General features: G+C 36.6%; 8 protein-coding genes. 3 read left to right on the top strand and 5 right to left on the bottom strand.

Features of this window, described 5'->3' with window-relative positions; genetic code table 11:
* Window positions 1-179: 179 nt before the first annotated feature.
* The 3 genes from E2R67_RS09345 to E2R67_RS09335 all read right to left on the bottom strand — a co-directional run bounded on the left by E2R67_RS09345 (window position 180) and on the right by E2R67_RS09335 (window position 3,152).
* Window positions 180-791: a MarC family protein gene (locus tag E2R67_RS09345; RefSeq protein WP_134290683.1), complete on the bottom strand. Its 612-nt coding sequence runs from the start codon at window positions 789-791 to the stop codon at window positions 180-182.
* A gap of 144 nt (window positions 792-935) precedes the next feature.
* Window positions 936-2,414, bottom strand: a complete 1,479-nt coding sequence (locus E2R67_RS09340; RefSeq protein WP_134290682.1) for a sensor histidine kinase — start codon at window positions 2,412-2,414, stop codon at window positions 936-938.
* Window positions 2,415-3,152, bottom strand: coding sequence for a response regulator transcription factor (locus E2R67_RS09335; RefSeq protein WP_134290681.1), 738 nt, complete (start codon window positions 3,150-3,152; stop codon window positions 2,415-2,417).
* Window positions 3,153-3,879: 727 nt separating this feature from the next.
* Between E2R67_RS09335 and tcdA the strand changes: the two genes are divergently transcribed.
* Window positions 3,880-4,671: a tRNA cyclic N6-threonylcarbamoyladenosine(37) synthase TcdA gene (gene tcdA / locus E2R67_RS09330; RefSeq protein ID WP_134290680.1), complete on the top strand. Its 792-nt coding sequence runs from the start codon at window positions 3,880-3,882 to the stop codon at window positions 4,669-4,671.
* Between the two features lie 91 nt (window positions 4,672-4,762).
* Here the strand turns inward: tcdA and traF are convergent, their stop codons facing one another.
* Together traF and E2R67_RS09320 are read right to left on the bottom strand one after the other, a co-directional pair.
* Window positions 4,763-5,995, bottom strand: a complete 1,233-nt coding sequence (gene traF, locus E2R67_RS09325; protein WP_166739353.1) for a conjugal transfer protein TraF — start codon at window positions 5,993-5,995, stop codon at window positions 4,763-4,765.
* A 310-nt stretch (window positions 5,996-6,305) separates the two neighbouring features.
* Window positions 6,306-11,090 carry an NAD-glutamate dehydrogenase gene (locus E2R67_RS09320; RefSeq protein WP_134290678.1) on the bottom strand — a complete coding sequence of 1,595 codons (4,785 nt, stop codon included), beginning with the start codon at window positions 11,088-11,090 and terminating at the stop codon, window positions 6,306-6,308.
* A 1,709-nt stretch (window positions 11,091-12,799) separates the two neighbouring features.
* Between E2R67_RS09320 and E2R67_RS09315 the strand changes: the two genes are divergently transcribed.
* The gene (locus E2R67_RS09315) at window positions 12,800-13,159 is read left to right on the top strand and encodes a DUF1801 domain-containing protein (protein WP_134290677.1); all 360 of its coding nucleotides are present in this window, start codon (window positions 12,800-12,802) and stop codon (window positions 13,157-13,159) included.
* A gap of 13 nt (window positions 13,160-13,172) precedes the next feature.
* Window positions 13,173-13,568 (top strand): VOC family protein, encoded by a 396-nt coding sequence (locus tag E2R67_RS09310; protein ID WP_134290676.1) that lies wholly within the window; start codon window positions 13,173-13,175, stop codon window positions 13,566-13,568.
* Window positions 13,569-13,737 lie beyond the last annotated feature (169 nt).

Raw genomic sequence — 13,737 nt, 5'->3', positions numbered from 1 at the left:
GCATTTGTTTTGCCTGAACGGCGAGAGAGAAGTTACCCAAGAATGGTTAAAGCGAGACCCAAAAGATACGCAGAAAGAAAAGGTAAAAAAATGCCCATCAGTTCTTAACTGACAGGCATTAAAGCATTAGCTTGGCTTTGTTGTGTTTACGGTTTAAAAATAAAATGAGATGAAATCAATTACACCAAGGTGGGTAAAAGAGAACGAATACCGTCTATAAACATTTGTACTGACATGATCAACAATAACATCCCCATTAAACGCTCTAAGGCTTTTAATCCTTTCGCCTTTAATATCTTATAAAGTCGTGTTGAACACAGTAATACGATAGCGGCAAATACCCAAGCAATGAGTAATGAAAGAAATAAAGAGCCTGTATGCTCAGCATTAGTTTTAGCTAAAACAAGCAAGGTTGCTAAGGCAGCAGGTCCAGCGATCATTGGCATTGCAATAGGAACCACCATAGGTTCATCGCCTATTTTTGAAGAGAACAAATCACTTCCATCGGGATTAGGAAAGATCATTTTAAGCGCTATAACAAAAAAGATAATACCACCAGATATTGTGATGGCTTGTGGTTGCAGGTGAAACAACCCTAAAAATTGCTCTCCAAAAAACAAGAAGGTCAGCAAAATAAATAAACCGATCAACATTTCTCGAATAATAATTTTAGAATGTCGCTTTTTATCTATATTTTTTAAAATACTCAATAATAAAGGCACACTGCCTAATGGATCTAAGATAAAGAAGATCAATACTGCCGTTGAGAATATTGGAAATACATTTTCCATTGCTATCAGCCTTTCTATTTTAATAATTTTTGAAGGCAATACTCTACATTGAAAATGATAAAAAAGAGAGGGGAATTTTTATAACTAAAAAAGCACATCATCAAAAGAACTTGATGATGTGCTGAATAAATAACACATAATAAGTTATTTAATGCCTGTTAAATCAAAATCAAAAGTTGTTCCCTTACCTATTTCGCTTTTAACATGAATATCAGATCCTAATAGCAATAATAGTTTTTGTGTAATAGCTAACCCTAACCCTCCATGCTCTTTATCATCACAAATAGCATTGCTAGCTCGAAAACGTGGATCAAAAATATAAGCTAACTCTTTACTGTCGATGCCAGTACCATTATCAATAACAGCAAGATTAACCAGCTCATTACTTTTATTAGTCACTTTCATCATGACTTTTCCTGCAACATCCGTATGACGAATTGCATTGTCAATTAAATTACTTAATACGCGCTCCAATTTTCCAATATCGGTGTGCACCATAAACTCACACTCAAAGGGCTCAATAGTTAATTGAATTTGCTTTTCATCTAAACGATGCTGAAATTTAGCCACTATATCGTGCAACAACTCTGCGAGTGGAAAAGCTTCAAGCTGAAGTGTTACTTCTCCTCCTTCTAGATGAGCGAGTTCAAAAATCTGATCAACCAATTTTTTAAGCTGGTTGGCATTTTTAAAAGCAATTGCAATAAACTGCTGATGCTGCTTTTCACTCAGAGAAGCACCTTTAAACTGTATTGTTTCAAGGTAACCTTGTAGCGCTGATAATGGAGTACGTAAATCATGAGAAAGGTCAGTTAGCATCTCACGACGAGTTTTATCGTTATTTTGAAGTAATGCAAATTGAGAATTAATTTGTGATGCCATTTCATTAAACACTTGTCCCAATTCATGAATTTCATTGTGCTTTGCCGCAGGCCAAGCTAACAGGGTCATTTCATTGATATCAAAATCAACTTGTTTAAATTTTCGAATATTTTCAGTGAGTAACTTTAAAGGTAAAGTTAGGAAGCGCACTAGAATCAATAAAATCAAAAAGAAAGAAACAACAACACCAAGTAAAAAAACTAAAGATTGCGATAAATACTTTTCAGATTGCACATCGGAAAAAACGGCATCATAAACTTCACCACCTATGATGATATATAAATACCCTTGTAAGTTAGGACCATTATAAACAGGCGCTGCTGAGAATATTTTTTGTTGCTCGTTATTTCTTGGGTCATCGCCATAAATAGGCAAAGCTTTCTTACGGTTAATAAAGTCGACTAAAGGGGCAATGTTGATAGTTTGTCTTTGTACTTGTTCAGATTCAGCAAAATAACTGAGAATATCGCCGTTAGGCGCAACAAAATAAAACTCAAAGCTTGGCCCTAAAATCATCAGACTATGAAAAAGATTTGTTAATGCTTGGTAATCATAGACGCCCTCTTTAAGAAGCGGGTTATCATTACCAATATGGTCAGCGAGTTGTAAATGTAAGCGTTGCTCAGCTTTATGCCGAGCGGTTGTCTCTAACTTTGCAGACCATACAGAGAATGTACAAGCAATAGCAATAAACAGTAAAACTAAAGCAACGGCAATGCGTTGATATAGTGATACTTTCATTTAAAGCACACCTTCAGGACTAAATTTATAACCAACACCAAAAACCGTTTGGATAATAGTAGGTAACACTTTGTTATTAGATTGCGGTTGACCAGCAACTAACTTATTACGTAAACGGTTAATATGCGAATTTACAGTGTGTTCATAACCACTATATTGATAACCCCATACTTTATCTAACAGTTGAGTACGAGAAAAAACCTGTCCAGGGTGTTGCACCATAAAGCGTAATAAATCGAATTCAGTTGCCGTTAAATCCAATGACTTTTGACGTAAAACCACTTCATGTGTGCGTTGATTTATCATTAATTGGCCGTGACAAATACTTGCACCTTCGTCTTCTGTTTCTTCTTGCTTACTTTTTTGTAATAGGTGAACTCGACGCAGTAGAGCATGAACACGAGCTTGTAATTCTCTAATGCTAAAAGGTTTCGCCATGTAATCATCAGCCCCTAATTCAAGACCAACAACACGGTCAACTTCCGAAGAACGAGCCGTTAACATTAAAATAGCCTGCTCTTGTTTGACCTCTTTAACTTGTTGGCAAACATCTAAACCGCTACAACCCGGTAAAGTAAGGTCTAAAATAATTAATGAGAAATTGTTTTCCAAAGCTTGTTTAACAGCATCTTCACCATTGTCGCAATGTGTTACCTGCAAACCTAAGTCTTGCATATTCACTTTGATCAATTCTGCAATATCTTGGTCGTCTTCTACGATTAATATATGATCTGACATTATTGTTACTCACTATAAAAACGCGTTTTTCATTATTTTAAAATGGCCTTAAACGGTAATTAAAATAAACGCTAAATTACTAATACCAGTTGGTGGTAATAATTCATCACCGAATTACATAAACCACCACCTAAAATGGATGCCCTTTCAAAGTAAAAATTAACTTCATTAGATTATTTTTTTGAAACTAACTTTAATAACTCACTAGCACCTATTTTATTAAGACCCGACAAAACGATTTTTTTATTCACCAAGTTGCAAATTAATCAAAAATATTTACTTAATAGGTATTCAAATAGCTAATAAAAATCATTTAAAGGCTTATAAAATAAGAAGATTTAGACAATTACGACTTTTGTAATAAAACAAATAAAAATAGGGAATATATCTATTCAGATAAAATTAAATGAGTAGCACTTTGGCTATATGGATGGGAATAAAGGAATACCGGCAATAAGTAACCTAAGTTTTACGCTGAACATCAGCTCAATTCTAAACTTAAACTAACACTCTTTATTATGTAAAGAATTTCAATGCTTTATTGCTTGTTCGCTTTACAAAACTCACAACAACAAAGAGAGTTGTTTTAGTAAGTCACATAGAGAAACAATTTATTGAAACTCGTATAAACCTCGCTTTTTTATTATCTCGCGTATTTTTGCATATTAAAAAACAATGGGTATAATTCGCCTCCCAATTATCAGCCTCAATCACAAAGAGCGAAACCATGAACGAACAATATGAAAACCGCTTTGGTGGCATTAAACGCTTATATGGCACTAGCGCATTACAAACATTTAAAGATAGTCATGTGTGCGTTGTAGGCATTGGCGGTGTTGGCTCTTGGGTGGTTGAATCTTTAGCGCGTTCAGGGATTGGTAAAATCACTTTAATTGATATGGACGATCTTTGTGTTACTAACACCAATCGTCAAGTTCATGCTTTAGCAGACACAATTGGAAAGCAAAAAATTGAAGTGATGGCGGAACGCTGTAAGCAGATAAACCCCGATATTATTGTTAATTGCATTGATGACTTTATTGATAAAGACAACTGCTTTGAATACTTATCTAGCGATATGGACTATGTGTTTGATGCCATTGATAGCATTCACGCTAAAGTCGCTTTAGTGGCTCATTGTAAGCGTAATAAATATCCATTACTAACTTGTGGTGGCGCAGGTGGTCAACTAGACCCAACACAAATACAGGTAACTGATTTAGCTAAAACCATCCAAGATCCACTGGCTGCGAAAGTACGTTCAGAATTGCGTCGCCATTTTAATTTCAGTAAAAACCCTAAACGAAGATTTCATGTTTACTGTGTTTTTTCAACGGAACAGCTAAGTTATCCAGATATGAATGGTGAAGTATGTAAAGAAAAAGCCGAATCCGATGGCAGTTTGAAGATGGACTGTGCAAGTGGATTTGGCGCTTCGACTATGGTGACAGCAAGTTTTGCATTTGTAGGTTGTGCTTTCATGTTGAAAAAAATAGCAGAAAAAGCCAAAAAATCTTAATCAAGAAAAATACACACTAACAAACAAAAATGCCAATGAAGTTAACTCATTGGCATTTTTGTTAGCAATTGGTATAACTTACATTAAAAGACTAGAAAGCGAGTGCTAAACCTAAGTTAACATAGAAAGAACGCGGGTAATTCGCGCCATCATAAGAAACCGTATCTAAAGACATTCCCGAGTCAAAATTAAGATATTTGAAGAAGGTATATCCTGCATTCACATAACTTAATTCACTACCAATTAAGTTCTTTTTATAACCTACGCGTAAACCGGGTACAAAGAAAGAATCACTTAAATAACTTAATGCAATTTCAGCCCATTGATATTCATCACCAGTGGCATCAGTAATGCCATTAACATCATAAGAGCCTTGGATATTAAGAGCATTACCCGGAGAAGATAAAAAGAAGTCTACTTTCGCTTGGCGCTCTGCAACATAATCCCCTGTCAATTCAACACCATCGGCGTTTGAAATATTTTTAAGTGAATTACAGTTATCATCATATGTTGTACCAGTAGAAGGATCACAGGTTAAATTGCCTAAGTCATATTCCGGCTCATTAAGATTATTAACCGTTAACCCTAAACTGAGTGAATTAATCACCCATAACACACCAACATCGATACCAATATTTGTGCTAGTTGCTTCACCTTCGACTTCATCTTCACCTTGATATTCTATGTTTGAGAATCGTCTTAACATCCTCATTTCTCTTAAATTGATTTTAGTACCAACTAAGATTTCGCTGTACCCATTTGTCCAAAAGGTTTCTCTGTACCCTAACGCAAAGGTTTTAGCGGTAACATATTGCTCATAAACACCTGAATCAGTGGACAATGAAGTTCCACTTACTGTAACGCCATTAGGGTCATCGAGTATGCCCAGCTTTGTCATTCCACCGTAATTAAAATCAAAGGTAAAAACGCCTTCTCGTTCATTGGTATAAAGGCTCGGGAAAATAACCAAAGAGCCAGAAGCACTAGCCTTCACAAACCCATCTTCGCCCGCATTTTTTAAAAATGCATCAAATTTTTCTTCGGCAGCATTAGCTTCAGCAACACTTGAAACACCATTATCAAGGATATCTTCTAAGTCATCGATTTGTTCAATTAACGAATTCACATCACCGAGTTCATAACCAACCGCTAACGGTTCGATTAACACAAGCCCTGTAATATTTTCATTTGAAGTAAGGTAATTACTTGCAGGATTTGAAACACTACTACTTGTACTTGTACTTGAGACAATAGGATTAAATAAAGTTTGACTCGCAAAGGTAAAGGGAGACAACAAACAGCTCAACATAACAATTTTTTTCATAGTTTCGATTCCTAGCATTACTTTATCGTTGTTATTAGTTTATAACTATTTTAGTTATTTTCACGGTAAAACCAATAACTCATTTTTACCATTCATTGACATTGTCAAAATAAATAAGCTTTTTCTTATCTAAAAAACTGATTAAGTTAATGATATTTAATTGAATTTTACGGTGTTATCTCTTTTTAATTATTCAGAATTAACCTTTTATGTTTATTAAAATAACAATAAAAATAAGCGATGAAGCGTGCTTCAAACTCATTTGAGACACACTTAATCGCCCATTACGTCATGCTTATCTAGCAGCAGATTAACTTTTCGATAAATCTAACAATTCACGTAAAGCAACCTGACACATACTAAACTCAGGTACACTCACCGCCGTTAACGCATCGGACATTTTGTGCCAACGATCCGCTAAGCTTTGATGTTGTGATTCCCAATCCGTATAAGCTTTGGCTACGTCTTTACCTTTTAACAATAATAAAATTGCACCAGTGATCCGTTTTTGCTGCCATTCTAAATCATCACGCATGGCTTCTTTTGCAAGAGACTGCCAATGACTATCGGCCGGAAGTAGGTTTAACTGAAGTGAAATATTCACTAATTTCAATTTTTCTTCAGCAAAGAAGTAAACTTGTGCTGCTAATTGCGCGTCAACTTCGAGCTTACTTGCCACTGAAATAATACTCAGTAGCGCGTATGACTGCTCCGTATTGCTTAGCTTATTCGCTAATAAATCAGGTACGCCTTCTTTTTTAGCTTTAGCCAATTCAACTTCACGCTGCTGTAAAATTTGCTCACTTAACAATTTAGGTAAGTTATTTTTAACAGCCTGTAATGACGATTTATATTTTTCAATTAATAATGCACAATCAAGCTGGTCTCTATCATTTCTGATGATCCAACGCGTCGCATGACTCACCATACGTACTAATTTATTAATCAGGGTCACTTGGACTTGGTTATCAATTTTATTATCTAAAGATTCAATATCAGCTAATAACTCAGGCAAGTTGAAAATATCTCGTGCAGCAACCCAAGCTTTGGCCAAATCAAGAAATGAACAACCTGTACTTGTCATAATACGATGCGCAAAGGTTGCGCCCATTACGTTAAATAAATCGTTACTAACTTGTGTTGCCACAATTTCAGATAATAATGGATGTTCGTGAATTTCACTTTGATAGGCTTTCACTAAAGCTGCAGGGAATATTTTTTCTGCTTCTTTTGCTAAATAGCCATCTTCTGCGATACGCGCTTTAGCCAGCTCTTCTTTCATTTCATTTTTAGCATAAGAAATCATGACTGAAATACAAGGTCTTACTAATCCTAGCTCTGCATTTTTACGTTCAGTGATCCCTTCATCCGTTGGGATAAACTCTAACGCTCGATTTAACTTACCTTTTTCTTCTTGGCTATCAATTAATCGTCTGTATTCTTCAATATCTTGATAACCCTGTTTATAAGCGAGGCTAATGCTTTGTGCTTGGCGATAATTATTATGAAGCACTAACGCAGACACTTCATCGGTCATTTTCTGCAACCACACATTACGCTGCTTAGGTGTTAAATCGCCTTTAGAGACTAATTTATCTAATAGGATCTTAATGTTCACTTCTAAATCGGAACAGTTTACGCCAGCCGCATTATCAATGGCATCGGTGAAACATTGACCTCCGTGTAAAGAAAACTCAATCCTCGCACTTTGCGTCATGCCTAAGTTACCGCCTTCTCCAATCACTTTACAACGTAATTCAGAACCGTTAACACGTAAGTTATCATTGGCTTTATCACCTACATCAGCGTGGCTTTCTTGCTCGCTCTTAACGTAAGTCCCGATGCCGCCATTCCATAACAAATCAACCGGTGATTTTAATAATAAAGAAATCAACTCCGTTGGCGTTATTTTAGGTTGGTTAATAGAAAAGGCTTTGGCCATTTCAGGAGTCACTGCGATGGATTTTGCAGAACGTTCAAAAATACCGCCACCAGCAGAGATTAACTTAGCGTTATAATCCGCCCAACTCGTTCTTGGTGTATCAAATAAACGTTGGCGTTCTTCAAAACAAGCATCTAAGTTTTCAGGATTAGGATCGATAAAAATATGTAAATGGTTAAACGCAGCTAACAGCTTAATTTTTTTAGAACATAACATGCCGTTACCAAATACATCACCGGCCATATCACCAATGCCCACCACTGAAATAGGTTGCTCTTGAACGTCCACACCTAATTCTCTGAAGTGGCGTTGTACACTAATCCACGCCCCTTTTGCAGTGATCCCCATTTTCTTATGGTCGTATCCATTACTACCACCTGAAGCAAAGGCATCGTTTAACCAGAACTTTCTATCCGTTGCTAATTCATTGGCGATATCAGAGAAAGTCGCCGTCCCTTTATCGGCTGCAACCACTAAATAAGGGTCATCGTTATCGTAGCGAACGACTTGTAATGGCGGAATTAAAGTATCATTTTCAAGGTTATCGGTAATTTCCAATAACGCACTAATAAACATTTTGTAACATGCAATCCCTTCTTGCATAAAGGTATCGCGATCCATACTTGCGTTTAAACGTTTAGCAACAAAACCGCCCTTCGCACCAACAGGAACAATCACCGAGTTTTTAACTTGTTGTGCTTTTACCAAACCAAGCACTTCAGTACGGAAATCTTCACCACGGTCAGACCAACGTAAACCACCACGGGCCACTGCACCACCACGTAAATGCACACCTTCAAAACGAGGTGAATAAACAAACACTTCGTAACTTAAACGTGGTAAAGGAATATCAGTGATTTTATTATGATCAAATTTGAAGCTAATATAATCTCTAAATTGATCCGCTTGATGTCGTCCTTCTTTATTTTGGAAGTAATTACTACGAATCGTCGCCATAATTAACTCAACGTATTTACGTAAAACTCTATCTTCATTAAGGTTGCTCACCTCGTTTAAGGATTCCAAAATAACATGTTCAAGTTCAGCTTGCTTCTCCAATGACACTTGTTTTTCAGGATTGAAGCGAGCATGGAATAGAGCCACAATTTTCTTCACTAACGCACTGTGATCCAACAAGGTTTTTGCAATCGCAAAGTGACTGAAACCAAAACGAATTTGTTTAAGATATTTTGCATAAGCACGCAGCATCACAATATCGCGCCACGCAATACCTGCACCTAGAATGAGTTTGTTAAAGGGGTCGTTATCCGCTTCACCATACCAAATAGCAATAAAGGCGTCGGAAAATAAATCGCGATATTGCTCAGGCTCAAATTTATCATCCGCCGTATAAAGCAAGGTAAAATCATATAACCAGAAGGTATTTTCATTAATTGGCGAGACTTGGTAAGGATATTCTTGAGCAACTTTAAGCCCTAAATTTTCTAAAATAGGAATAAGATCCGATAACAGTAAAGCACCATTTTGATGGAATAATTTAAGCTTTAATTCACTGTCATTTGCTTCAACAGAACGGTAAAAACGTAATGCCATCGAACGCTCATCACATTCAAACAATGATTCAATACGTTCAATATCTGTCACAGCAACACGAGAACTGAAAATATCTTGGTAACTTGTAGGGAAAGCGGCTTCATATTTACGCGTTAATTTAACACCTGTTTCTTCGCCATAATGTTCAATTAACGAATATTGCAACTCTTCCGTCCAAGCCTTAATGATTTGTTGCATGCGTAACTGAATCGCAGTCACTTCAAGCTCATCTTCATAGGGCTTATCAAGGTGGATCACCAAACGTAAACGCGCTAAATTGGATTCACTTAAATAAGTCTGAAAATCACTATCAGCAATCGGCATAGTACGTGACAATAACTCCACAAACTTAAGTCGCACTTCAGTATTATAAACATCACGCGGAACATATAATAAAGCGGTAACAAATCGTTTATTACCATCGGTTCTTAAAAACAGTTTAAGGTGTTTGCGCTCTTGCGCATGTAACACCTCCACTACATTATTAAGCAGCGTTTTCTCATCACAAAGCAGTAAATCTTCTACCGCATAAGTCGATAATATCTGTGTTAATTCTTTATAATAATGCCCACCTAAAGTTAACCCAGATTGCGCTAAAACATTCGCGATCTTTTGGCGCACAACAGGAATCATTAACGGGCTACCACTGTAAACCGATGAAGTGTAGAGACCAATAAAACGAATACCGCCTGTGAGTTGTCCTTGTTTATTAAATTGCTTAACATAAACTACATCAGGGTAGGCAATTCGGTGTACAACAGCACGTTGCGACGCTTTACTAAAATGTAATAATGAAGGTGCTTGAAGTTCATGCACACAATCAAATTGATTCTTTTGACGCATAAAATCACTGTGTTTTAACAAACCTAATTGGCTATTTTCAACAATTGTAATGTTATTATCTTTCACAGTGAATTCATCACAAGCGACAAAAGTGAAGTGATTATCCACCATCCAACTTAAATAGGTTTGTTCTTCCGCAAGCGCTTGGTCTGGATTTTTATTTGCTTTTTTACTCGTCGCAATCGCGCCTTTTACTTTGGCGATCATTTGTTCGTGATCATCCACCACCAAAGACACATCAGATAAAGCTTTATCTAAGCTCTTTTTAATTTTTAAACGTTCGGTAGGAGAAGTGGTGTGATCGATTTCGATATAAAGTAATAACTCAGTGTCGTTATCTTTTTTAAGTGCTTTCAATTGTCCTGATTTACTACGTTCGCTATGAATTTCACTATATAAAATACGATGTAAATTAATGTTTTGTTTGTTTAATACAATTTTTAGCGTATCAATAATAAAAGGAATATTTCGACTTAAGACACTGATAATAGTATGCGTAGATTTCCATTCATCCTGTTCAACATCAGGATTAAAGACTTTAACTTTGGCCACTTTCCCATTCCATTCCTGCGCTTCACGCCATAATGAAACCGTTAAACCGGATAAATCGGCAGGACTGATTGTTGTTAAATCAACAATACTCACGTCGCGATAAATGGCGTTAATGAAGCTTTGTAATAGAGGTTGTTCGAGTGCCGTAAAATGCGTTTTTAGCTGGGTAAATATCTGTTCTAAAATATCTGATTTTTGGTTCATGTTATACCTGCCTAATCTCTAAAATGGACTATCTTGATTAAGGCTAGATTAAAAAAAAAAATAAACAATACAAACAGTTAATAAGCGTCGATTTATCTACAAAAAACAGAATATAAGCATCAATATGAGTTTTTGGAGAATAATTGGCATGGTTTAATAATTTAGAGATTGAGTTTGGGTATGTGTTTAGAGTCACTTTTGGGGCACGGATTTATCTTGTTCTGGTTTTCGCAATATTAGGTCGCTTAAAAGCGACGTCCCAAAGTCAAAAGCAATGTTATTTTCAGTTTTTTTGTCCGCTGGGTTCATCTTACTTTGGGATGTAGGATTCATCCTACCTTGTTTGATATTAGACTTAGTTTTAGGACTGGCTTTAGACTCGTCTGCGCTCGTCGGATCATTTTGAATATTCGTTACAGTGGTTTCGCCCTGTCGGCGACCAAACTTTCTTTTATCAGAAAAGAAAGTTGGCAAAGAAACTGACTCCGAATCACTTTCTGATCCAACCAATGTAGAACTTTCTTAACGCACCAGTTCATACGGCACTTCCCTGTGCCGGATGAACTTACAGCAAACGTCCTGTTTGCTGTTGCTGAAAGTTATCCATCGTTTGGGAAAGCTCAACGGAGGCGAAGTTGTAGCCGCATTGGGCATCGATTTACTCAATAACTAATTGAAATTTTTTAGATTCAATGACTGGCTATCGGCTATTTTTTATTTTAGGGATGTAGGATTCATCCTACCTTGTTTTAGGCTTGGCTTTTTGCTCGTCTACGCTCGACGGATCATTTTGAATATTCATTGCTGTGGTTTCGCCCTGTCGGCGATACCCTTTCTTTTACCAGAAAAGAAAGGATACAAAGAAACTGGCCACCGAATCGCTTTCTTATCCAAATAATACATTGCTTTTATAACGCACCGGCTCTTGCTGGCCATCCATGGCCAGAACGAGCCTAACCCAAACGTCCTGTTTGGGTTTGCTAAAAGCAATTAATGATTTGGGAAAGCTCAACGGTGGGTGTTATCGTTCCTGTATTGAGCATTGTTTATGTTTTTATTGTGGTTATTGTCATTATTTTAGGGCGTGGCTTTTAAGCCACTTTGGTAAGCAATATTCTTCGTTCCTGTATTGAGCATTGTTTATATTTTTATTATCGTTATGTTGGGACGTGGCTTTTAAGCCACTTTTGGTAAGCAATATTCTTCGTTCCTGTATTGAGCATTGTTTATGTTTTTATTATCGCTATGTTGGGGCGTGGCTTTTAAGCTTCCTTTGGTAAGCAAAATATCAGGCTCGTCTGCGCCCGTTTAGCTAGCTTGAATAATGGAGACTTATTACTGTTGTTATGCTTTTTGCATCGTTGTAATAAGCTTTAGGCCATCGTGTTATGTTTTGTGTGGAAAGTGAGCATTAACATGCACACTTTCTACATGGTTAAACTTCTAATCACTTGATTTATAGTATTTAATTTTTTAAGGCCTGCGTCATACTCAGAACAAAAGAGCTGAGTATGGCGCAGTGCTTAGTTTTCACAAAGCTAATTACCTCTCAATAAACATAAAAAAATGACTTATTTCTCTATAAAGCTTTGACAGATAGTGTTTTGATTATTATTGTTTTACTATTTTTGATATTCCATAACCCGTTCTTATCGTGAATTATGGATAATGTACTGTTATAGCTCCCCAAAATTCAGGCAAAGAGGAATATGAATATTTCAAATGATGAAAGAATAAACGATTTCTTTTCTGATATACAATCCATATCACCTGAGCAGTTCGACATGGTGATTTCAATAAGAAATATATTCTTAAAGGCCAATAAAGAATTAATTGAAGGTATTAAGTACGGTGGTTTGGTTTTTAATGCTTCCAGTTCATTGATTGGAGGCATTTATACATACAAAGAACATATTTCAATTGAATTCAGTAATGGGGCTGACTTTATTGATACGGATTCTATCTTGGAGGGTGGGGGTAAAAAGAGGCGGCACCTAAAAATATACACAGGTGACGATATCGTTCAAAAAAATACCGAGTACTTTGTAAATCAAGCAGTGAACAGCTAAAGGAAGCTATCGAATGGTAAAATTTGGATACACAATAAATTATGTTCGTGATGTAGATGTTGCTTTGTCATTTTTTGAAAAAGCATTTGAAATGAAGCGACGCTTTATCACTGACGAAAATGATTATGGTGAATTGGATACTGGTGAAACAGTTCTGGCCTTTGCGTCTCATGAGTTAGGATTATCAAATTTCTCTGGGGGGTATATCAGTTCTACTGACTCTGGTAAGCCATTAGGCATTGAAATAGTACTTGTAACCGATGATGTTGGTGCCATTCATCAGCGCGCAATACAATATGGTGCTGTTGAACTAAAATCGCCCGAAACAAAACCGTGGGGGCAAGTTGTTTCCTACGTTCGCTGCCCGTCTGGTATTCTATTAGAGTTATGTACAGCAGTCGCAAGTTAAGCTATAACAAGGCAAGTCAGTCTGACGGCTTTTTCGCTACTTTTTTTGCGGTTTGCGTTACGCTACCACAAAACAATCCACTACAAAGCCGCAGCTGCTTGCGGCGTTATATACTCGCTGCAATATTTAAGGCTAGTGTTTAATCTAGAATAATTACTGAATTTTTAAG

It is taken from the genome of Psychromonas algicola (assembly GCF_004378355.1).
Taxonomy (GTDB): Bacteria; Pseudomonadota; Gammaproteobacteria; order Enterobacterales; family Psychromonadaceae; genus Psychromonas.
Note: the sequence above shows the minus strand (reverse complement) of the source record. Positions and strands in the feature narration are given on the sequence as shown.

Excerpts from the sequence above, each read along its gene's own strand:
- E2R67_RS09340 (WP_134290682.1), bottom strand. The coding sequence starts at position 2,414 with ATGAAAGTATCACTATATCAACGCATTGCCGTTGCTTTAGTTTTACTG.
- tcdA (WP_134290680.1), top strand. The coding sequence starts at position 3,880 with ATGAACGAACAATATGAAAACCGCTTTGGTGGCATTAAACGCTTATAT.
- traF (WP_166739353.1), bottom strand. The coding sequence starts at position 5,995 with ATGAAAAAAATTGTTATGTTGAGCTGTTTGTTGTCTCCCTTTACCTTT.
- E2R67_RS09335 (WP_134290681.1), bottom strand. The coding sequence starts at position 3,152 with ATGTCAGATCATATATTAATCGTAGAAGACGACCAAGATATTGCAGAA.
- E2R67_RS09310 (WP_134290676.1), top strand. The coding sequence starts at position 13,173 with ATGGTAAAATTTGGATACACAATAAATTATGTTCGTGATGTAGATGTT.
- E2R67_RS09345 (WP_134290683.1), bottom strand. The coding sequence starts at position 791 with ATGGAAAATGTATTTCCAATATTCTCAACGGCAGTATTGATCTTCTTT.
- E2R67_RS09315 (WP_134290677.1), top strand. The coding sequence starts at position 12,800 with ATGAATATTTCAAATGATGAAAGAATAAACGATTTCTTTTCTGATATA.
- E2R67_RS09320 (WP_134290678.1), bottom strand. The coding sequence starts at position 11,090 with ATGAACCAAAAATCAGATATTTTAGAACAGATATTTACCCAGCTAAAA.